The organism is Aeromonas sp. R10-2, assembly GCF_040908445.1.
Taxonomy (GTDB): Bacteria; Pseudomonadota; Gammaproteobacteria; order Enterobacterales; family Aeromonadaceae; genus Aeromonas; species Aeromonas veronii.
Genome location: NZ_JBFODS010000033.1, coordinates 56840 through 76061, shown reverse-complemented (window position 1 = coordinate 76061; position 19222 = coordinate 56840). Strand labels below are relative to the sequence as shown.

The 19222-nt window shown below is 60.3% G+C and carries 17 protein-coding genes and 1 tRNA gene; 6 read left to right on the top strand and 12 right to left on the bottom strand.

The features are described 5' to 3' along the window. Window positions 1–11 precede the first annotated feature (11 nt). The 3 genes from AB5Y97_RS07590 to AB5Y97_RS07580 all read right to left on the bottom strand — a co-directional run bounded on the left by AB5Y97_RS07590 (window position 12) and on the right by AB5Y97_RS07580 (window position 4337). Window positions 12–1253: a malic enzyme-like NAD(P)-binding protein gene (locus tag AB5Y97_RS07590; protein WP_040096481.1), complete on the bottom strand. Its 1242-nt coding sequence runs from the start codon at window positions 1251–1253 to the stop codon at window positions 12–14. Between the two features lie 254 nt (window positions 1254–1507). Continuing rightward, the gene (locus tag AB5Y97_RS07585; protein ID WP_005355439.1) at window positions 1508–2734 is read right to left on the bottom strand and encodes an aromatic amino acid transporter; all 1227 of its coding nucleotides are present in this window, start codon (window positions 2732–2734) and stop codon (window positions 1508–1510) included. A 169-nt stretch (window positions 2735–2903) separates the two neighbouring features. Next, window positions 2904–4337 carry a DUF2867 domain-containing protein gene (locus AB5Y97_RS07580; RefSeq protein WP_201947706.1) on the bottom strand — a complete coding sequence of 478 codons (1434 nt, stop codon included), beginning with the start codon at window positions 4335–4337 and terminating at the stop codon, window positions 2904–2906. A 198-nt stretch (window positions 4338–4535) separates the two neighbouring features. Between AB5Y97_RS07580 and AB5Y97_RS07575 the strand changes: the two genes are divergently transcribed. Next, the gene (locus AB5Y97_RS07575) at window positions 4536–5627 is read left to right on the top strand and encodes a hypothetical protein (protein ID WP_201947703.1); all 1092 of its coding nucleotides are present in this window, start codon (window positions 4536–4538) and stop codon (window positions 5625–5627) included. 63 nt (window positions 5628–5690) lie between these two features. Here the strand turns inward: AB5Y97_RS07575 and priA are convergent, their stop codons facing one another. Next, window positions 5691–7898: a primosomal protein N' gene (priA, locus tag AB5Y97_RS07570; RefSeq protein ID WP_201947702.1), complete on the bottom strand. Its 2208-nt coding sequence runs from the start codon at window positions 7896–7898 to the stop codon at window positions 5691–5693. Between the two features lie 147 nt (window positions 7899–8045). Here priA and rpmE point away from each other — a divergent pair, with 147 nt between their 5' ends. Continuing rightward, on the top strand, window positions 8046–8261 hold the full coding sequence (gene rpmE / locus AB5Y97_RS07565) for a 50S ribosomal protein L31 (RefSeq protein WP_005340673.1): 216 nt from the start codon (window positions 8046–8048) through the stop codon (window positions 8259–8261). A gap of 100 nt (window positions 8262–8361) precedes the next feature. On the opposite strand, the gene AB5Y97_RS07560 is transcribed toward rpmE, so the two are convergent. After that, entirely contained in the window at window positions 8362–9012 is a 651-nt protein-coding gene (locus AB5Y97_RS07560; RefSeq protein WP_201947700.1) for a chromophore lyase CpcT/CpeT, read from the bottom strand. A 122-nt stretch (window positions 9013–9134) separates the two neighbouring features. Then, window positions 9135–10988 (bottom strand): methyl-accepting chemotaxis protein, encoded by a 1854-nt coding sequence (locus AB5Y97_RS07555; protein ID WP_159142709.1) that lies wholly within the window; start codon window positions 10986–10988, stop codon window positions 9135–9137. A gap of 146 nt (window positions 10989–11134) precedes the next feature. On the opposite strand from AB5Y97_RS07555, the gene rraA reads away from it, so the two are divergent. Beyond that, window positions 11135–11620, top strand: coding sequence for a ribonuclease E activity regulator RraA (gene rraA, locus AB5Y97_RS07550; protein ID WP_005340678.1), 486 nt, complete (start codon window positions 11135–11137; stop codon window positions 11618–11620). Window positions 11621–11890: 270 nt separating this feature from the next. Here rraA and AB5Y97_RS07545 read toward each other — a convergent pair whose 3' ends face one another. The 3 genes from AB5Y97_RS07545 to AB5Y97_RS07535 all read right to left on the bottom strand — a co-directional run bounded on the left by AB5Y97_RS07545 (window position 11891) and on the right by AB5Y97_RS07535 (window position 14450). Continuing rightward, window positions 11891–12565 (bottom strand): 7-cyano-7-deazaguanine/7-aminomethyl-7-deazaguanine transporter, encoded by a 675-nt coding sequence (locus AB5Y97_RS07545; protein WP_005340680.1) that lies wholly within the window; start codon window positions 12563–12565, stop codon window positions 11891–11893. Between the two features lie 159 nt (window positions 12566–12724). Then, window positions 12725–13012, bottom strand: coding sequence for a DUF3630 family protein (locus tag AB5Y97_RS07540; RefSeq protein ID WP_088868218.1), 288 nt, complete (start codon window positions 13010–13012; stop codon window positions 12725–12727). A gap of 10 nt (window positions 13013–13022) precedes the next feature. Next, window positions 13023–14450, bottom strand: a complete 1428-nt coding sequence (locus AB5Y97_RS07535) for a YdiU family protein (protein WP_201947699.1) — start codon at window positions 14448–14450, stop codon at window positions 13023–13025. A gap of 105 nt (window positions 14451–14555) precedes the next feature. On the opposite strand from AB5Y97_RS07535, the gene AB5Y97_RS07530 reads away from it, so the two are divergent. Further along, window positions 14556–14858, top strand: a complete 303-nt coding sequence (locus tag AB5Y97_RS07530) for a cytochrome c (RefSeq protein ID WP_005340687.1) — start codon at window positions 14556–14558, stop codon at window positions 14856–14858. Between the two features lie 67 nt (window positions 14859–14925). Here AB5Y97_RS07530 and recQ read toward each other — a convergent pair whose 3' ends face one another. Beyond that, the gene (gene recQ / locus AB5Y97_RS07525) at window positions 14926–16761 is read right to left on the bottom strand and encodes an ATP-dependent DNA helicase RecQ (RefSeq protein WP_201947697.1); all 1836 of its coding nucleotides are present in this window, start codon (window positions 16759–16761) and stop codon (window positions 14926–14928) included. Window positions 16762–16894: 133 nt separating this feature from the next. Here recQ and AB5Y97_RS07520 point away from each other — a divergent pair, with 133 nt between their 5' ends. Both AB5Y97_RS07520 and AB5Y97_RS07515 read left to right on the top strand, forming a co-directional pair. Continuing rightward, complete coding sequence (locus AB5Y97_RS07520) at window positions 16895–17359, top strand: thioesterase family protein (RefSeq protein ID WP_042054246.1); 465 nt, start codon at window positions 16895–16897, stop codon at window positions 17357–17359. A gap of 124 nt (window positions 17360–17483) precedes the next feature. Next, window positions 17484–18011, top strand: coding sequence for a hypothetical protein (locus tag AB5Y97_RS07515; protein WP_005356927.1), 528 nt, complete (start codon window positions 17484–17486; stop codon window positions 18009–18011). Window positions 18012–18273: 262 nt separating this feature from the next. Here the strand turns inward: AB5Y97_RS07515 and AB5Y97_RS07510 are convergent. After that, a tRNA-Pro gene (locus AB5Y97_RS07510) sits at window positions 18274–18350 on the bottom strand. 155 nt (window positions 18351–18505) lie between these two features. After that, window positions 18506–19210: an MOSC domain-containing protein gene (locus tag AB5Y97_RS07505; RefSeq protein ID WP_144715675.1), complete on the bottom strand. Its 705-nt coding sequence runs from the start codon at window positions 19208–19210 to the stop codon at window positions 18506–18508. Window positions 19211–19222: the final 12 nt, after the last annotated feature.

Below are 19222 nucleotides of genomic sequence, written 5' to 3'. Positions count from 1 at the left end.
GCAATGCCGGATTACAGCATGTAGTCCGCGGGCAGCTCGATGCGGGCGACGCCGGAGGCGACCGCTGCCAGCGCCACGGCGCGGGCAACCCGCGGCAGCAGACGGGCATCCATCGGCTTGGGAATAACGTAATCCTTGCCGAAGGCGAGCTCGCTCACCCCGGCGGCGGTCAGTACCTCGGCCGGCACCGGCTCCTTGGCCAGCGCACGGATCGCCTCGACCGCGGCAATCTTCATGGCATCGTTGATGCGGCTGGCACGGGCATCGAGGGCACCGCGGAAGATGAAGGGGAAACAGAGCACGTTGTTAATCTGGTTCGGGTAATCGGAGCGACCGGTACCCATGATGAGGTCGCTGCGCACCCCGTGGGCCAGCGCCGGCTTGATCTCCGGATCCGGGTTGGAGCAGGCGAAGATCACCGGATTGGGCGCCATCAGGGCGACCGCTTCGGCGGGCAACACGTCTGGGCCGGAAACACCGACAAACACATCCGCCCCTTCGATGACATCCATCAGGGTGCGCAGCGGGGTCTCGTTGGCGAAGCGCTGCTTGTACTTGTTGAGATCGCTGCGGCCGGTGTGGATAACACCCTGACGATCCAGCATGAAGATGTTGTGCGCTCTGGCGCCACACTTGATCAGCAGATCCATGCAGGCGGTGGCGGCAGCCCCAGCCCCCATGCACACAATGCGGCTGTCACTGATCTGCTTGCCTTGCACTTCCAGCGCGTTAAGCAGACCGGCGGCGGTGACGATGGCGGTACCGTGCTGGTCATCATGGAACACCGGAATATCGCAGCGTGCGATCAGCGCCTCTTCAATCTCGAAACACTCAGGTGCCTTGATATCTTCCAGATTGATGCCACCGAAGGTATCGGCGATGGCCGCCACCGTGTCGATGAACTGCTGGCTGGTCTCGTGCTTCACCTCGATGTCGATGGCGTCGATGCCGGCAAAGCGCTTGAACAGCAGGGCCTTGCCCTCCATCACCGGCTTGGAGGCCAGCGGCCCCAGATTACCCAGACCCAGAATGGCGGTGCCGTTGGAGATGACGGCCACCAGATTGCCCTTGCCGGTATAGCGATAGGCATCGGCCGGGTTGGCGGCGATCTCGCGCACCGGCTCGGCAACACCCGGGCTGTAGGCCAGCGCCAGATCGCGGGCGGTTTCGGCAGGCTTGGTCAGGGCGATGGCAATTTTGCCCGGTACGGGCTGGGCGTGGTAATCGAGTGCTTCTTGACGCAGATCGGACATGGGGGACCCCGATGTGGTTGGTGCAAATGAGGTGCCGACAGGGGGCACGCAGAAGGGCGGGGATCATAAAAGAAAGCGGTGGACATGCCCAGCAGATCATGCTGCCATCAGCCAGATCAGACCAGTTATTTCAGCACCTTACCCCACTCACACATACCACTTTAGTTATAGATCCTGCTGCGTGGGGTAAAAATGGCGCAAAAAGGGCGGCAAGTTGGCCTTACCGCCCTTTCTGTCAGAGTTGTAGACCTGACTCAGTTGCCCAGATAGACCGGCAACAGATTTGCCATCGACAGGAAGTGGAACAGCGCGGTCGCCAATCCGAACAGGATCAGCAGCCAGGCCATCAGCTTGCCGCCGGGGGTGACGAAGTGGGGTGTCACTTCGCCCCGCTCGGCCCGCGCCCGGGTGCGCAGCACCAGCAATGCCGGGATGATGCAGGTCCAGATGGTGGCGGCGGCACCGGCATAGCCGATGGCCAGCAGGAAGCCGAACGGGAAGAGCAGGGAGAGCACCAACGGCGGCAGGAAGGTGACCGCCCAGGTCTTGCAGCGACCGGCGCGGCTGTTGTCGAACTTGAACAGATCAGCCAGATAGTCGAACACCCCGAGCCCCACCCCGATAAAGGAGGAGAGAATGGCCGCCATGGAGAAGCCGTTGATGGCGCTGGCCACCTTCTCCGATTCGATCACCCCTGAAAGCGCGGAGAGCAGCACACTCACGTCACCCCCCTTGGCAATCACGGGAGCAAAATCCTGACGGGGCAGGTTGCCGAAGATCCCCAACAGCCAGAGTACGTAGAGCGCCAGCGCGATCAGGGTTCCCCCCAGAATGGCCCATCTGGCCTGCTGCTCGTTCTGGTAGTAGGCACGCAGGGAGGCAACAGAGTGGTGATAACCAAACGAGGTGAGCGCCACCGGCAGCATCGCCATGGCATAGGGGGCGTAGCGACTCTCGCTGCCCGCCAGATCGAGCAGGGTCGGCAGCTTGATACTGCCGAGCAGCCCGGCCACCCCGAGGGCGAAACTGAGGATCATGAAGGCGATCAGTACCACCGAAATACGGTCAACAGCGCGAGTCGAGTGCCACACCACCGCAGAGAAGAGCGCCACGAACAGCACGGACGCGAGCTTGCTGTCGATCCCCAGAATGCCCTGCAGGATGGCACCGGAGGAGGTGATATAGGCGTAGAGCAGAATGCCGCCAACAAAGTAGACCGAGAGGTTGTTGAGGAGATTGAGCTTCTCCCCCAGCAGCTCGCGAGTCACGGTATTGAAGGAGACCCGCATGTCGTGGTGCTGGAAGGATTCCAGCAGCATCCAGCCGGAGAGGGTCATCATCACCATGGTGACGGTCAGCGCCAGCACCGACCAGAGGGTCCAGGCCCCCGCCCCCGAACTCGGCAGACCGAGCATGCCGGCTCCCACGCAGACGCTGGCAATGATGCAGGCGCCCCCCAAAATTGACGGTTTTTTCTTCATAATCCCTTCTTTTTCTGACTGATTATCTATCCGCGGTAAACAAGACCGCGGCATGATGCCAGCCTTTGCCATGAGACGCCTACCACTATCTGCCATAACCGGGCATGGCCGCCGCATAAAAAGTGCCCCGAACGGGGCACTCTATCAGCGGGAATGATGTGAAGAGGGGTTAATCCATCACCGGGATACCTGCCCTCGCCTCAGCCTGACGGGCGATGGCTTCGGTCATCCCCTGAAAGATAAAGAGGTGGAACGGCAGCATGGCGAGCCAGTAGGCCAGCCCCCAGGCGCCCTGCGGATGCCAGTGAGCGGTGACCCGGATGCGGGTCAACCCGGACTCCTCCGGCAGGATGTTGAACTCCAGCCGCCCGACGCCCGGGGCCTTCATGTTGAACAAGAGATCGAGCCTGCGCCCCTCATCCACGCCGAGGATCTGCCAGGAGTCGAGCATGTCACCCTTCACGAAGCGATCGGGATTGGTGCGGCCACGGGTGCGGGCCGGGCCGCCGATCAGATGATCCATCCATTCGCGCACCACCCACAGCTGGTTCATGTAGAAGTAGCGCTGCTCACCCCCCAGCTGCTGCAACACCTGCCACACCACCTCGGGAGAGGCGAGACAGATGGCCTCGCCGCTGGCGGTGCGGTCGTAGAAGCCATATTCGGGATGGCGCCAGCGCAGGCCGAGCGGCGTCTCCTGCCCCTGCTGTTCGGCTCCCAGCTTCTGCTCCAGCGCCAGACTCTCCGCCAGCGCCTCGTCGAAGCTGAGCAGGGTCTGCGGCAGCAAGGCGCACAGCGGGCTGTCATCGGCTGGAATATCGTGCTTGAGACCGCCCACCAGCGCCTTGGCCACCGGCTGCGGCACCGAGGTGACAAACTGCAGCCACCAGGCGGAGAGGCGCGGACTCAGAAACGGGATGGGAATGATGGGGCAGCGCTTGCCGATATGGGCGGCGAACTTCTGCAACTGCTGCTGATAGCTGAGCAGCTCTGGGCCGACCGCATTGAAGATGCGACCATCCACCTCGTCGGCCTCTACCAGCCCGCCCAGATAGTGCAGCAAGTTGGACAGCGCAATCGGCGGCGTGCGCGAGCGCACCCATTTGGGCGTCACCATCAGCGGCAGGTTGAACACCAGATCCCGCATCACCTCGAACGCCGCCGAACCGGGCCCGATGATGATGCCGGCGCGCAACTCCACCGTCGGCACACCGGAGTCACGAAACAGCTCGCCGCAATGGCGGCGGGAGTTGAGATGGCGACTGTTACACTGCTCGGGCTGGATTGCCCCGAGATAGATGATGCGGCGCACCCCGGCAGCACGGGCGGCGGCAGCAAAGTTCTTCACCCCCTGCTGCTCCAGCCGGTGAAAATCGGCCCCCGCCCCCATGGCATGCACCAGATAGAAGACGGTATCGATCCCCGCCAGCGCAGGCAGCAAGGTGATCGGCTTGAGGCTATCGGCGAGGCGAAACTCTACCCCCTCAGGCAAGCGACAGGTACGGCGCGCCCCGGCAATCACCTTGTAGCCCAAGGTTTGCAGGTGGGGCACCAGATAGGAGCCTATGTAGCCCGCAGCCCCCATCACCAGACAATTTCTCATGTAATTCTCCCTATCCTCACCGATGCCGCTTGTCAGCCAGAGTGCGCCGCGCTACCTGAAAATGTTCAGCTACAGCGCCACCATCCAGTCTCTTGCCATCCTGCCACGCCACCACCTTGCAACCTAGTACTAACCACCTCCCTGATTAGTCCGATTTGGTGTTAAGCCCTGCTCACTAACCGGTCGATAACTGACCAGATGTATAGCGCCGAGGGCGAATGTATGCGCATCGATCACTACGACCTCCAGGGGGAGGTGCAATACCGGCAACAACAGGCCCAGAGCCGCAAGGTGCGCAACCTCGGGCCAGTGCCACCCGTCGTCAATCCACCGGAAGGCAACAACGCGGCAGTGGCCGGCGAACGCAGCAGCCCCCTGACCCTCACCAGCGCCCTGACGCTGCAAACCGCGAGGCAATCCGCCGCCAGTCAGCAAGCAGCAACACCTCCCGCCCCGTCCGCAGCGGACGTCGGCAAAGAGCAGGATGGTATTCCCGACGATGGACTGGATAACCGCCAGCGGCTGATCAAGCTGATGATCGAGGCGATGCTGGGCCACGAGATCGAGCAGCCCGAGCCGATCAAACCCTCCGAAGAAGGAGGCGATGGAGTGACCCAAGGAGATGCAACTGCTCAAGCCGCCGAGCCGGATCAACTGGTGGAGGTGACTGACACCCTGCTGCAACAGGAGCAGCTCAACGTGATGGCATCGGCCAGCGTAGCGACTCGGGATGGTCAGACTATTCAGCTCGATCTCGGCTTTGTGCTCGACTGGCGTCAGCTGGAGGTGAGCCAGCGGCGCACCACCCTCAATGCCCTCAAAGATCCGCTGGTGCTCAGTCTGGATGGCAAGATTGCCGATCTGACCGAGGCACGGGTCACTTTCGATATTGATCAGGATGGCAAGGAGGATAGCCTGCCGGGCTTGAGTGAAGGGAGCGGCTTTGTGGCGCTGGATCGCAATGGCAACGGCACCATAGACGATGGGGGCGAGCTGTTTGGTGCTCGCTCCGGCAATGGCTTCGGCGAGTTGGCCACCCTGGATGAGGATGGCAACGGGGTGCTGGATGAGGGGGATAGCCAGTTTTCAGCCCTGCAGTTCTGGCATCCAGAGCACGCACCTATCGCGCTGGTCGAACTGGGGATCGGCGCCATCCTGCTGCGCCCCCTCGACACCCCCTTCAACCATCTGGGGGAGAGCGGCAGTCAGGGGGTGCTGCGCCAATCCGGCCTCTATCTCACCGAACAGGGTAAAGGAGGCTGGGTGCAGCAGATCGATCTGCGGGTCTGAGCCTTGAAATGAAATCACCCATCGGTCGCTGACGATAACTGCCAGCGACCGGCGCCGGAGCCATCAACTCAGCTCGGTGGGGTCGATATCCAGACTCCAGCGCACCCTTTTGGTCTCAGGCCAGCCTTCCAGCTCCTTCACCGCCCAATCCAGCAGTTGGGCCAGCGGTGCCCGGTTCGGCCCCTGCACCAGCAACTGCATGCGGAACTTGCCCGCCTTGCGCTCCATGAAGCCGCTGATGGGCCCGAGCACCTGAACGTGGGGATAACGGGCGCTGCGCAGGGTATCGGCGAGGCGGGCGAGGAACAGTTGCACCTCGTCACGGCCGTTGGCCTCGGCGCGGAACAGCCCCTGATAGCTGAAGGGCGGCAGCCCCAGCAGACGGCGCTCTTTCAACGCCGTATCGGCGAAGTGGCCGTAGCCATTCTGGGTCAGATCCTGCAGCAAGGCATGTTCCGGATGATGGCTCTGCAGCACTACCAACCCGGGTTTGCTGGCGCGACCGGCGCGGCCCGCCACCTGGGTGTAGAGCTGGGCCAGTTTCTCGGCGGCGCGAAAATCGGCGCTGAACAGGGCACCATCCACATCCAGCAGGCCCACTAGCGTCACATCCGGGAAGTGGTGGCCCTTGGCCAGCATCTGGGTGCCGATCAGGATCTTGTACTTACCCGCCTTGATGTCGCCGAGGTGAGTCTCCAGCTCCCCCTTGCGGCGGGTGTTGTCCCGATCGATGCGCACTACGGGATATTGCGGGAAAACCGTGGTGAGCAGCTGTTCCAACTGCTCGGTGCCCACTCCCGATCCGATCAGTTCGTTGCTGCCACATTCGGGGCAGTGGTGAGGCAGCGGGCGCACGCTGTCACAGTGGTGGCAGTGCAGCCGTCGTCCGGCCTGATGCCAGGTGTACCAGGCATCACAGCGCTCACAGGCGGCGCTCCAGCCGCACTGGTGACAGATCAGGGCCGGGGCATAGCCACGGCGGTTGAGAAACAGCATCACTTGGTTGCCCGCCGCCAGATGCTCCGCCATCAACTGCTCCAGCTGGGGGGAGAGCCCCGCCTGCAGCCGCACGTTCTTGATATCCAGGATCACCTGACGGGCGGTCTGGGCATTGCCGGCACGGCGAGTGAGAGTGAGGTGGTGATACTTGCCAGTACGAGCGTTGTGCAATGTCTCCAGCGACGGGGTGGCCGAACCAAGCAAAATGGGGATCCCGGCACGATGGGCCCGCATCACCGCCAGATCCCGCGCATGGTAGCGAAAACCGTCCTGCTGCTTGAAGGAGCCGTCGTGCTCCTCGTCGATGATGATGATGCCGAGGTTGTTAAACGGGGTGAACACCGCAGAGCGGGTGCCGATCAGGATGGCGGCGCCGCCGTCGCGGCAGGCGAGCCAGGCGTCGAGCCGCTCCCTGTCGTTCATGGCGGAGTTCATCGCCACCACAGGCACGTTGAAGCGGCGCCGGAAGCGGTTGATGGTCTGCGGGGTCAGGCCGATCTCCGGCACCATCACCAGCGCCTGCTTGCCCGCCTTGAGCAACGGCTCGAGGATGCTTAAATACACCTCGGTTTTGCCGGAGCCTGTGATGCCATCGAGCAGGAAGGCGCCGAACTTGTCGCTCTGGCTGGTAACGGCAGAGACGGCCAATGCCTGCTCGCCGTTGAGGCGCAGCCCCTCCCCCGGCTCAAAGCGGGCGGCCCAGTCGCCGTCATGGCTTGGCTCCAGCGAGCGCTTCTCCAGCAGCCCCTTCTTCTCCAGCGCGGTGAGAGCGGCGCTCTGGATCTCCTCCTGCTTGAGGGCGGAAGGTGTCTGCGGCCCCTTGCGCAGCAAGGCGAGCGCTTGCTGCTGCTTGGCCGCCCGCTTGAGCTCGTTAAGGTCGATGGCCATGCCAGCCTCGGTAGCAAACCAGAACTCCAACTCTCGATAAGCAGCTGGCTCCCCCTTGCGCACCAGCACCGGCAGGGCGTGAGGCAACACCTCACCCAGCGGATGCTGGTAGTAGCTGGCGCTCCAGTTCATTAGCGCCAGAATATCCGGCCCCAGCACCGGAGCCGTGTCCAATACCCGTTTGATGGGCTTGAGCTTGTTGCGGGGCACCTGGCTGTCAACCGGATGATCCACCACCAGCCCGACCAGGGTCTGGGGACCGAAAGGGATCTCGACCCGGCAACCAGGGGCAGGTAACGGCAGGGGAGAGAGATAGTCGAAGTGACGGCGTAACGGTACCGGGACAGCGACACGAACCAGATCCAGCGTTTGGGAAGAATTCACCAGGGGTTGCCTATTTTTTCTGCGAAGCCACTTGCCTGATCTCAGGCATTTCCTATATTATTCGCAGCCTTTGAAACTGTGTTCAACAATCGTGTGGTGTCCGACAAGAGATCGGATGGCGACACGGCCTATTAATTGAGGTTGTCCATGAAAGCTGGTATCCATCCTGACTACGTAGCCATCACCGCCAAGTGCTCTTGCGGTAACGTCATCAACACTTTCTCTACCATCGGTAAAGATCTGAACCTGGACGTGTGCTCCGAGTGCCACCCGTTCTACACCGGCAAGCAGAAAGAAGTTTCTAGCGGCGGCCGCGTAGACAAGTTCAACAAGCGTTTCGGTGCGATGACCACCAAGAAGTAATTTTACTTCTGAAGAATTCTGAAAAAGGCGCCCAATGGGCGCCTTTTTTACGATCCCTGTTTTTCATCCTGCATGTTCCCGCAGCCAGACGCACTCTCCCCTACTGACCAAACCCCTTGGAACGACGCAAATAGACATACCCCTCACCCGGGCTACCCCAGCGCGGACTCCCTGCGTTGTCATAGGCGCGATCCAGCAATCTGACGCTGTCGGGGCCAATCCAGATATGCTGCACCAGCGTCGTGGCACCACCAAAATCGGTGGAGCAATGGCCCACCCGGGTATGACCGGCATATTCGCCGGAGGGGGTACGGGTCAGCCAGATCTCGCAACCGTGGCGCAAGGAGAGCTGCTGTGGGGTCAGACTGTCGAGCAGGGCGGGATCATGCCAGGCACCGGCAAAATCGGTGGCACGGGGCATAGTCAGCTCTGCCATCAGGATCCGCCCGTCAGGTGCGGGTGAGAAGCGATAGATGCGCTGGCGGAAAGGACGGACGGAGCGCATGCTCAGATACTGCTCGGCATAGACCCAGCGATAGCCCTGATAGCCGGGCCAGATCTCCATCAAGCGCAGCTCGGCACTGGTAAAGCGGCTGTCGTAACTGGCCTGCTCCCGGCTCGTAAAGGCCCCGTTGAACCAGCTGAGTAGCGGCTCCATACCGGGCTTGAGTGGGGTAGCCTGAGGCGCCGAACCTGCCAACACCAGACAGAAACAGAGCAGCCCGAATGCGGCCACCAGCAACTTTGCCATCGAATCCTTCCGAATCATCATAGTGGCGGCGATTATATGAGCGAATTTCCCCAATAACAGCCATTACGATCAAATCATTGCCACTCTGGTGCAAAAACCTCACAAGGATGCCAGTCCGCTCACTAAACCCGATATTTTGCCACCGCCTTGTTGAGCAGCTGGGCCTGCTCGTTGAGACCCTCGCTGGATCTCGCATTTTCCTCCGCCATGATGCTCGACTCCTGGGCGATGTCGCGGATGTTGTTGACGTTGCGGTTCACCTCGTTGGCCACCAGACTCTGCTGTTCGATAGCCGCAGCAATCTGGGTGCTCATGTCCATGATGTGGGTAACATCCTGAGTGATCTGCCCCAGCAACTCCCCTGCGGTACTAGCCTGATCCGAGCTGCGGTTGCCCTGCTCGCGGCAGGTCGCCATCACATCGACGATGCTGCCGGTCTGTTTCTGCAGCGAGCTGATGATGCCGGCGATCTCTTGGGTCGATTTCTGGGTACGGATGGCCAGATTGCGCACCTCATCGGCCACTACCGCAAAGCCGCGCCCCTGATCCCCTGCCCTGGCTGCTTCGATGGCTGCGTTGAGGGCCAGCAGGTTGGTCTGCTCGGCAATGCCGCGGATCACATCGAGCACGGAGCCGATGGTCTCGCTCTCTTTTTGCAGCTGGCTCACCTCGCGGGATGAACTCTCCAGATTGCCCGCCAGCGAGCGGATCTGCTCGACAGTATTCTCGACCGCAGTCCGCCCCTCCATCGCCTTGTTGTTGGTCGCCTGCGCATTGTTGGCCGCCTGCTCGGTGTTGCGGGCGATCTCTTCGATGGTGGATCCCATCTCGGTGGACGCGGTCGCCACCATGTCGGTCTCCTGCAGCTGACGCGCCGCCCCTTCACTGGTGCGCTTGACGTTGGCCGAGAGGTGATCAGCCGCTTCTGTCAGGGTGTGCACGCTCTGCTTCACATCGCCAATCAGGTTGCGAAACCCGCCCAGCATCACGTCGAGATTGCCTGCCAACTGGGCCATTTCATCTGCCCCGCGCAGCTCTATCTTCAGGCGCAGGTCATTATCCTGACGAATGCGGTTGACGGTATCATTCACCTGAGTAATGGGACGGTCGATGCTGCGCCCCAGCAACACGCTCATGATGCCGATCAGCACCACAATCACCCCGCCACAGACCAGCATCAGGCTGTTGAGGCGAGCGCTCTGCCGCTCCAGCTCAGCGACAATGTGCTGATCGACGGCGGCAAACCCCTGTTCGGTCTGATGCACCAGATCCCGCATCTGGTTGCGCAGCCCCTCATCCTCTTTCAGCCCCAGTACCTGCATCCCCTGCACCAGCGCCACAAAGTCCTGCCGGTACTGCTTGCTGGCCTGCTCCAGCTTGCCGCGATCCCCCTCCGGCAAGGTGGCAAGACTATCCTGAAAACTTTTGTGCAAGGTCTCGAAACGCTCCAGATACTGGATATCGGAGCGCAGCATGAAATCTTTCTCCGCCCGCCTCAGCTGCAACATGGTGATGAGCAACCCCTGCTCATCCAGCTGCTTGAGCCCATTCTCCACCTCATGCACCGCCGCCCTCAGCTTGCCATAGAGCCCCTCCTCCGGCCCCAGACCAATCTTCTGCTGCTGGGCCACCAGATCGTTGAAGGCTTTGCCATAGCCGCTGATCTGCTGATCCAGTCTGGTCAGCTCCCCCTCGACAGCCGCCAGATTGTCATCGGTCACCAGCTCCCGGTTGTGCTGGTGAAAGTCTGAGAGCCCCTGATTGAAGCGCTCGACGAAGGTCATATCCTTGCGGATCAGAAAATCCTTCTCGGCCCGCCGCAGGTTGAGCATGGCGATCTCCAGCTGGTCGATATTGCGCTGGGCTTCGGTCAGGTGACGGTGCACCTGGCTGGAGTAGATAAACAGGCCGCTCAGTACCAGCATGGCAACGGCAACCAGCACGGTATTCAGGATCAACTTATGACGGATAAGCACGATGGACCTCTCGCAAACTGGCAGTGAACTGCATTGAGCTTATGCAGAAAAGCGGCGACAGGTGATCTGTGCAAGGAATATTCATTGAAATGCCACACCCACTCCTTATACTGGTTGCACCTGTTTCCAGCCGTGGATTTGACACTATGGAATACAATACTTCTGAACTGTGCGACATCTATCAGGACATGGTGGATGTGCTTGAACCCATGCTCTGCTCCTTCGGCGGCCGCGCCTCTTTCGGCGGCGTCATCACCACCGTCAAATGCTTCGAATCGAATGGCCTGATCCGTGAACTCGTCAAAGAGAACGGACTGGGACGCGTCTTGCTGATCGATGGCGGTGGCTCTATGCGCCGCGCCCTGATCGACAGCGACATCGCCACCACGGCGGCCGAGAATGATTGGGAAGGGATTGTCTGCTACGGCTGCGTCCGCGAAGTCGATATTCTGGAAGATCTGGATATCGGCATTCAGGCACTGGCAGCCATTCCGGTCGGTGCCGACAGCAAGGATGTAGGGGAGACCGATCTGCCGGTCAACTTCGGTGGCGTGACCTTCCTGCCTGACGACCACCTCTACGCCGATACCACAGGGGTGATCCTCTCCCCCGAGGCACTCGATATCGAGTAAGCCACAGACAGCGTGACGACGGGAGCCTTGGCTCCCGTTTTTTATGCCTGCAACTTGCTGAAAAATGACAAAAAAAGAGGGCCAGATAAACTGGCCCTTAACTGGAAGCAATGTGAGCAATGTCGTGCCTTCACAAGAAGTCCATCACGTTGGAACGAATGAAGTCTTTCCCGGAAAACAAGTTAACAATAATCATTCTCATTTAACTAGGCAAGCGCTATTTGCAGAAAGTGCAAAAAAATTGACCACCGCGAAGGGTGGTCAATCTGGTCAGGCTTGCCGGGTGGCCGTTTGCAGGCTGGATAATCCGGCCTCGCCCACCAGCTTGCGGCTGAGGTAGCGCAACAAGACACCGTAGAGCGGCACGAACAAACCCAGACTTATCAGCAACTTGAATACGTAATCGACGGTTGCGATCTCGACCCAGTGCTCTGCCATGAAAGGATCTGTGGTGCGCCAGAAGGCCACACTGAAGAAAGCGATGGTATCAACCAGATTACCGAACAGGGTGGAGGCCGCTGGCGCAATCCACCACTGCTTGAGCAGACGCAGGCGGTTGAACACCACCACATCCATGAACTGCCCTACCAGATAGGCCATAAAGCTGGCCAGCGCGATACGAGCCACGAACAGGTTGAATTCAGCCAGATGACCAACGCCCTGAAAGCTCCCTTCGAAGAAGAGCACGGAGAGCGCATAGGAGACCGCCAGTGCTGGCAGCATCACGGTCTGGATAATCTTGCGCGCCAGACCGGCACCGAAGATCCGCACCGTCAGGTCAGTGGCGAGGAAGATAAATGGGAAGCTGAACGCCCCCCAGGTGGTGTGGAAGCCAAACACGGTGATCGGCAGCTGCACCAGATAGTTGCTGCTGGCAATGATCAGGATGTGGAACAACGACAGGCGAACGAGCGCCGTTTGGTACTGCGCAGGGGTCAGATTCATCTTGTGACCTTTTTGGTTAATGGGGTTAGGGAACCCATATCGCCACCATTGGCGATAATCGAGGGGCGAGATTATACGCCCCAAAACCGATAGTTCAATCTTTATGCGATTACGCTCACCCAAGTTGGCCAGCCAAAGAGAAGGCCTTGCAGGCGATAGTCACACCTTGTGCTGTCTGGCGAGCCAGAGCAGCGCCTCCCGATCCGCCGGGCGCACCGCCTCCAGCCAGCAGCCGCTGTAGTGTTCATACTCCAGCCGAAACTGGCTCCCTTCAAACTCCAGCAACCAGCTATGGCGATCGGCCCCCGCATCCTGCTCGAGCGGCTGCAGCTCCCACTCTCGCAGCAAGACCTGCGCCAACAGCGGAAACGAGTCCCACTCGAGCGCCGGACAATCCAGCGTCACCACGCCAGCTTCGCTATCTACCTGTTTGATTTGCCAACTCATTCCCTGTCTCTCAGCTACTGCAGGAGAGCTCACCACCGCAATACCATGCCGGAGTCGGGGTGGCGAGATCCTCATATTCGGGTTGTTCATCAAAGGGGCGCAGCAAGGCGGCGAACAGCCGCTCGAACGGCTGCATATCCCCTGCGTCGGCGGCGTCGATCACCTGCTGGGCCAGCGCATTGCGCAGCACATACTTGGGATTGATGGCATCCATCTGCGCCTTGCGCACGGCATCCTCGCTGCCTTCGCGCATTAGCCGCGCCCGATAGCGTTCCAGCCACGCCTGCCAAACACCAAGTTCAGACAACAGGGCCAGCAGAGACGCAGGCCACGCCCCCTCTTGCGTTACCTCACCGAGACGACGAAGGAACAGGTGGTAATCCACCTTGTGGGCCGCCAGCAACCGGAACAGCTCGCGGAACAGAGCCGGGTCATCCTCCTCCCACACTGCCAGTCCGAGCTTGGCCCGCATCAACTCGGAGTAGTGCAACATCAGCTGCTGCTCGTACTGGGCCAACGCTGCAGCCAGCGCATCACCGTCTACATGGCCAGCCAGCGCCTGCGCCAGTTTTTGCAGATTCCAGTAACCGACCGCAGGCTGCTGATCCAGCGCGTAGCGGCCCGCCGGATCCGAGTGGTTGCAGACAAAATCGGGCACGTAGGAATCGATAAAGCCGTAGGGGCCATAATCCAGCGTCAAGCCGAGCAGCGACATGTTGTCGGTATTCATTACCCCGTGACAGAAGCCCGCCGCCTGCCATTTGGCAATCAGCCGCGCGGTGCGGCGCACTACCTCGGCAAACAGTTCGGCACCACTCTCCAGTTCGGGGAAGTGGTGGCGCAGCAGATAGTCGATGAGTGGCAGGATCCTCTCCCCCTGCCCGCTCCAGGCGAAATACTCGATATGACCGAATCGCAGATGGCTGGGGGCGGTGCGCAGCACGGTCGCCCCGGTCTCCACCTGCTCGCGATAAACGGGCTCCTGACTCCCCACCAATACCAGCGCCCGGGTGGTCGGGATGCCGAGGGCATGGAGCGCCTCGGAGGCGAGATATTCGCGGATGCTGGAGCGCAGCACGGCGCGGCCGTCACCAAAACGGGAGAACGGGGTTTTACCCGCCCCCTTCAGGTGCAGATCCCAGCGCTGACCATCCGGCGCCTGCTGCTCACCCAGCAGCAGCGCGCGACCATCCCCGAGCCGGGGGCTGTAACCCCCGAACTGATGGCCCGCATACACCTGAGCTACCGGCTGCATGCCTGGCAGCACTTTTCCCTCGCCACAACAGGCGATCCAGTCAGCCTCGCTGACGCCTCCCAGCCCCAACTCATCCAGCAAAGCCCGGTTGAGATGAAGCAACCGGGGTTGCTGCAGTGGCTGGGGGGCCACGGGTTCACAGGCCCAGGGCAACTCGGTCGCAAAAGTGTTGATCAACTTCATGGTTGTGCCATTCGTCCCTGCGTATGCTCGTGTCACTCTTTATACTGCCGTCAGCCATGCTTGTGCTCACTGGCAACCATCATTTTTCAATTCAAGGAGAAGAAGATGCAAAAATGGGTATATGCCCTGCCCTTGCTGGCACTGGCGTGGGGTCATCAAGCCAAGGCTGCCGATATTGAAGCCGGCAAAGCCAAGGCCGCGGTCTGTGCCGCCTGTCACGGCGTGGAAGGCAAGGCGATGATCCCCAACTATCCCCATCTGGCGGGTCAGAATGCCGCCTATCTGGTGAAACAGTTGAAAGCGTTCAAGGATGGCACCCGCAAAGAGCCCTTGATGGACCCCTTCATGGCGCCGCTGACCGATGCGGATATCGACAATCTGGCCGCCTTCTACGCCAGCCTGAAATAACCTCGCGTCTAACCCCAGGTTCTTCCGAGCCGTGCTTACCGTGGTCGATTAGGCTGCCTAATCGACCCTAACGACGGCAGTAATCGATGATCAGGTCCATAAAGGCTTCGCCAAAGCGCTCCAGCTTGCGGTGCCCGACACCGTTGATAGCCAGCATCTCGTCTTCGGTCATCGGCATCAGCTGAGCCATCTCAACCAGGGTCGCATCGTTGAACACCACGTAGGGCGGCACCTCTTCATCCTCGGCAATCTGTTTGCGCAGGCCGCGCAGCTCCTTGAACAACCGCTTGTCGTAGTTGGCGTTATCGAGCAGGCCACTGCGCTTCTCCTTGCGGCTGGAGATGGGCTGCAAGCGGGGTACCGCCAGCTCCAGCTTCACCTCGCCACGCAGCACGGGGCGGGCTGCTTCGGTCAGCTGCAGCACCAGATTGCGGGTGATGTTCTGGGTCAGCAGCCCCTTGTGGATCAGCTGGCGGATCACGCTCATCCAGTATTCATGGCTCTGATCCTTGCCGATGCCGTAGGTCGAGAGCTTGTCGTGGCCGTGATCCTTGATGCGCTGGTTCAGCGAACCGCGCAGCACCTCCACCACATAGCCCACCCCGAAATTCTGCCCCACCCGCCAGACGCAGGAGAGCGCCTTCTGGGCATCTTCAGTGCCGTCATAGCTCTTGGGCGGATCGAGACAGATATCGCAGTTGCCGCACGGCTTGTCGTTGTACTCGCCGAAGTAGTTGAGCAGCACCTGACGGCGGCAGGTTTGCGCCTCGGCAAACGCCGCCATCACATTGAGCTTGTACTGCTCCACCTGCAACTGTTGCGGGTTCTCGATGTTGTCGAGCAGGCGGCGCACCCGGCCGATATCGGCGGGATCGTAGAGCAGCAGCGCCTCGGCGGGGGTGCCATCGCGACCGGCGCGGCCGGTCTCCTGATAGTAGGATTCGATGTTCTTCGGGATGTCATAGTGCACCACGAAGCGCACATTGGGCTTGTCGATGCCCATGCCAAACGCCACCGTCGCCACCACTATCTCGATGTCATCCTTGAGGAAGGCATCCTGGGTCTGCTGGCGCTGCTCGAGCGGCAGCCCCGCATGATAGGGCGCAGCCTTGCAGCCGTGGCGGGATAGCCGCTCGGCTACCTCCTCCACCCGGTTGCGGCTGGAGCAGTAGACGATGCCGCAGTTGCCCTTCTGGCTCTGGACGTAACGCAACAACTGTTCGGCCGCCTTGAACTTCTCCACCAGGCTGTAGCGGATATTGGGGCGATCGAAGCTGGCAGTGTGAATGAAGGGATCATTGAGTTCCAACCGGTGCAGCATGTCGCTGCGGGTCGCCTCGTCGGCGGTGGCCGTAAGCGCTACCACCGGCACCTGCGGGAACCACTGCTTGAGTCGCCCCAGCGCCGCATACTCAGGCCGGAAATCGTGGCCCCACTGGGAGACACAGTGCGCCTCATCGATGGCGAACAGCCCGAGCGGCAGTTCGGCCAGCCGATCCATAAACTCGTGTTGCAACAGTCGCTCGGGGGAGACATAGACCAGCTTGATCTCGCCGCGACGCATGGCGGCGAAGTTCTGGATCATCTCCTCCCTACTGAGGGCCGAGTTGATGTAGACCGCCGCCACGCCGTTGGCGCGCAGGCTGTCGACCTGATCCTTCATCAGCGAAATAAGGGGAGAAACCACCACCCCGAGCCCGGGCCGCAGCAGTGCCGGGATCTGGTAGCAGAGCGACTTGCCGCCGCCAGTGGGCTTGAGCACCAGCGCATCGCGCCCCGCGACGATCTGCTCGATGATTTCGAGCTGACCCGGCCGAAACTGCTGATAGCCGAAGACCGCCTGCAGCAGGGCAAGCGGACTCTCTGGCTGAGGATCTGGCAGGGTTTCGGCAATCGCGGTCATGGGCTCTCCTTTGGGGTCGCCATTCTAAAGCAGCCGCCGCCCACAATAAACCTGCCATTGCGACTGTTAAGGAACTGTTGCAGACTGGCTGGAGTTTTTACTCGGCTTTGATGACAAGGATTGGGATCAGAGAATGAAACAGATGCTCAAGAAGATGGCGCTCAGTGGCATTGCCAACCTGTTTGCCGAGAAGATGCCCTTCAACAAGCTGATCGGCATGCAGGTGACCCACTACGACTTCGACAAGGTGGAACTGCGCATCAAGATGGACGACAAGCTGATCGGCAACCCCTTCCATAACATCCTGCATGGCGGCGTCACCGCCACGCTGCTGGATGTGGCGGGTGGCATGATCGTCGCCGCTTCCTGCATCGACGAGCTGGAGGAGTTCTCCCCCAGTTATCTCAAGGAGCGCTTCGCACGCCTCGGCACCATAGATCTGCGGGTGGACTACCTGCGCCCTGGGCGCGGCAACGAGTTTATCGCCACCGCCCACATCATCCGGGCTGGCAGCAAGGTCGCCGTCGCCCGGATGGAGCTGCACAACGAAGAGGGCACCCACATCGCCTTCGGCACCGGAACCTATCTGGTGGGTTGAACCAAGTTAGTGCATAAAAACCACGCGGCTAATCCACTTTTAATCATTAGATTCCTTACCCCCTCTGGCCGAACAAGGTCCATACTGATAGTCGGGATTGTGTGCAGAGGGAGGATTGCAGGCGATGAGTGCGAAACTGGCCATCAAACCATCCAGAGCCTTGTTGACACAGCTCGAGTCCATGCTCGACGAGGTGCAGACACCCGAGTGTCGCCACTGGTTGGAACAGGAGCTTGAGGGGTATTCTCTCTCCTCACCCCTGCCTTGGTATCGCATCGTACCCTGTCGGCAACGCGGTCACTTTCTGGATCTGAAAACGGGAAAATATTTGACCTGTCACATCAACAGTCAAACGCTATGCCAACGCGATCTGGCCCAAATTCAGTTCATTTATGCCCGTGAACCCGCCGCCCACTATTTGCTGCAACGCAATTCCGGTATTGAACCCTGGCCAGAACAGCTGCTGGAAGATTATCAGGAGCAGTTGATCCCCGGCCATCTATGCCTGCAAGCCTGGCATGAGCCCGTTATTTCATTACGTGCACAACTGATGGAGGGAATAGAACATTTCATTAGTGAGTACCCCAAGCACGCGGCCTTGCTGCCTCAACACAGTTTCAAGGCTTTGCGGCATCAGCACTGGCATATCTGAGTAAGCGCCTGGCGCGCAAGGAGGGCACCATAGACAAGACCCATAGCGAGATTGCCACAATCTAGAGTGCCGGAGTCAGGATCAGACTCCACCGATGGGCCACCGAGCGGTGGCCCTTTTAATGTCCGTGGTCTTACTTCGACTCTGCATACAGCAGGTCAGATCACTTGGCCAGGTAACAGGTCAGCAGCTAAAAAAAAAATTAGGAAAACAGGAAGGATAAAAGCAAAAAGGCCGCTCTATTGAGCGGCCTTTTCAAATTTGGTCGGTGTGAGAGGATTCGAACCTCCGACCCCTTCGTCCCGAACGAAGTGCGCTACCAAGCTGCGCTACACACCGATGTCTGCGGGACGGGAATTTACCGAAAGCCCCGACCTGACACAAGCCTTTTTTGCATTTTGCAGGAAAAAAAGTGCTGTTCGCTCAACTATTCAGCACTCTTTTCACCCGTTTACCGGACTGCAGCCAGCTGATGACATTCCGGCAACCGGCCGTCAGGCCAGGCGCAGGGATGCAGGCCCCAGCAGACGGCGCTGCCAGTCAGCCACAGTGCCATGCTCCAGCCAGTCGGCTGCATGCTGGCGCCAGTTGGGGGAGAGAGCAGGATTCTCCAGCAGCATCAGCAGATCCGCTTCATTGCGCACCTGATTGAACAGGATATCCGCCGTGCGCTTCACCGTCAGTTCGGGATAGGGTCTGTCTACCAGCTCCATGGCCGTGTCAGGCGCGATCATCCCCTCCTCCAGCACCCGCAGCAGCCAGCCACAACGGCCATTTAGCTGCATCACCTGGGACATCTGGCCATAGCCAAAGCGCTGGTTGAGCTTGAAACAGGGGGATCTCGGCTGGCTGATCTGGATCAGCGCCTCGCCGAGTCGATAGACATCGCCAATGCAGGCTTGCACCTCGGTCAGCCCGATACCGGAGAGGTTCTCGCCAAAGGCGGCAGGTTGCCAGGGTGTGCGTGGCGCAGGCAAGCCCAGCGCGGTTTGCCAGGTCTGCCACCAGAGATAGTGATCGGCAGGATAGTAGTGGAGCGCCCGATCCGGGCCACCGTGGTGGCGCTGGTCACACTGTTCATCTCCTTCCAGACCGGCAAAAGTACAGCGAACTGGTGCAGAGATCGGTTGCTTGTGAATGGCGCTGGTGAGGCCGGGCACCAGCTCGGTGCCACGACCGCTAAAAAGGGAGATCCGCATACTCATCCTCCA

Bases quoted from the DNA above. Each gene is read 5' to 3' on its own strand.
- AB5Y97_RS07590 (WP_040096481.1), bottom strand. From the start codon at position 1,253: ATGTCCGATCTGCGTCAAGAAGCACTCGATTACCACGCCCAGCCCGTA.
- AB5Y97_RS07585 (WP_005355439.1), bottom strand. From the start codon at position 2,734: ATGAAGAAAAAACCGTCAATTTTGGGGGGCGCCTGCATCATTGCCAGC.
- AB5Y97_RS07580 (WP_201947706.1), bottom strand. From the start codon at position 4,337: ATGAGAAATTGTCTGGTGATGGGGGCTGCGGGCTACATAGGCTCCTAT.
- AB5Y97_RS07575 (WP_201947703.1), top strand. From the start codon at position 4,536: ATGTATAGCGCCGAGGGCGAATGTATGCGCATCGATCACTACGACCTC.
- rpmE (WP_005340673.1), top strand. From the start codon at position 8,046: ATGAAAGCTGGTATCCATCCTGACTACGTAGCCATCACCGCCAAGTGC.
- AB5Y97_RS07560 (WP_201947700.1), bottom strand. From the start codon at position 9,012: ATGGCAAAGTTGCTGGTGGCCGCATTCGGGCTGCTCTGTTTCTGTCTG.
- rraA (WP_005340678.1), top strand. From the start codon at position 11,135: ATGGAATACAATACTTCTGAACTGTGCGACATCTATCAGGACATGGTG.
- AB5Y97_RS07545 (WP_005340680.1), bottom strand. From the start codon at position 12,565: ATGAATCTGACCCCTGCGCAGTACCAAACGGCGCTCGTTCGCCTGTCG.
- AB5Y97_RS07540 (WP_088868218.1), bottom strand. From the start codon at position 13,012: ATGAGTTGGCAAATCAAACAGGTAGATAGCGAAGCTGGCGTGGTGACG.
- AB5Y97_RS07535 (WP_201947699.1), bottom strand. From the start codon at position 14,450: ATGAAGTTGATCAACACTTTTGCGACCGAGTTGCCCTGGGCCTGTGAA.
- AB5Y97_RS07530 (WP_005340687.1), top strand. From the start codon at position 14,556: ATGCAAAAATGGGTATATGCCCTGCCCTTGCTGGCACTGGCGTGGGGT.
- recQ (WP_201947697.1), bottom strand. From the start codon at position 16,761: ATGACCGCGATTGCCGAAACCCTGCCAGATCCTCAGCCAGAGAGTCCG.
- AB5Y97_RS07520 (WP_042054246.1), top strand. From the start codon at position 16,895: ATGAAACAGATGCTCAAGAAGATGGCGCTCAGTGGCATTGCCAACCTG.
- AB5Y97_RS07515 (WP_005356927.1), top strand. From the start codon at position 17,484: ATGAGTGCGAAACTGGCCATCAAACCATCCAGAGCCTTGTTGACACAG.
- AB5Y97_RS07505 (WP_144715675.1), bottom strand. From the start codon at position 19,210: ATGCGGATCTCCCTTTTTAGCGGTCGTGGCACCGAGCTGGTGCCCGGC.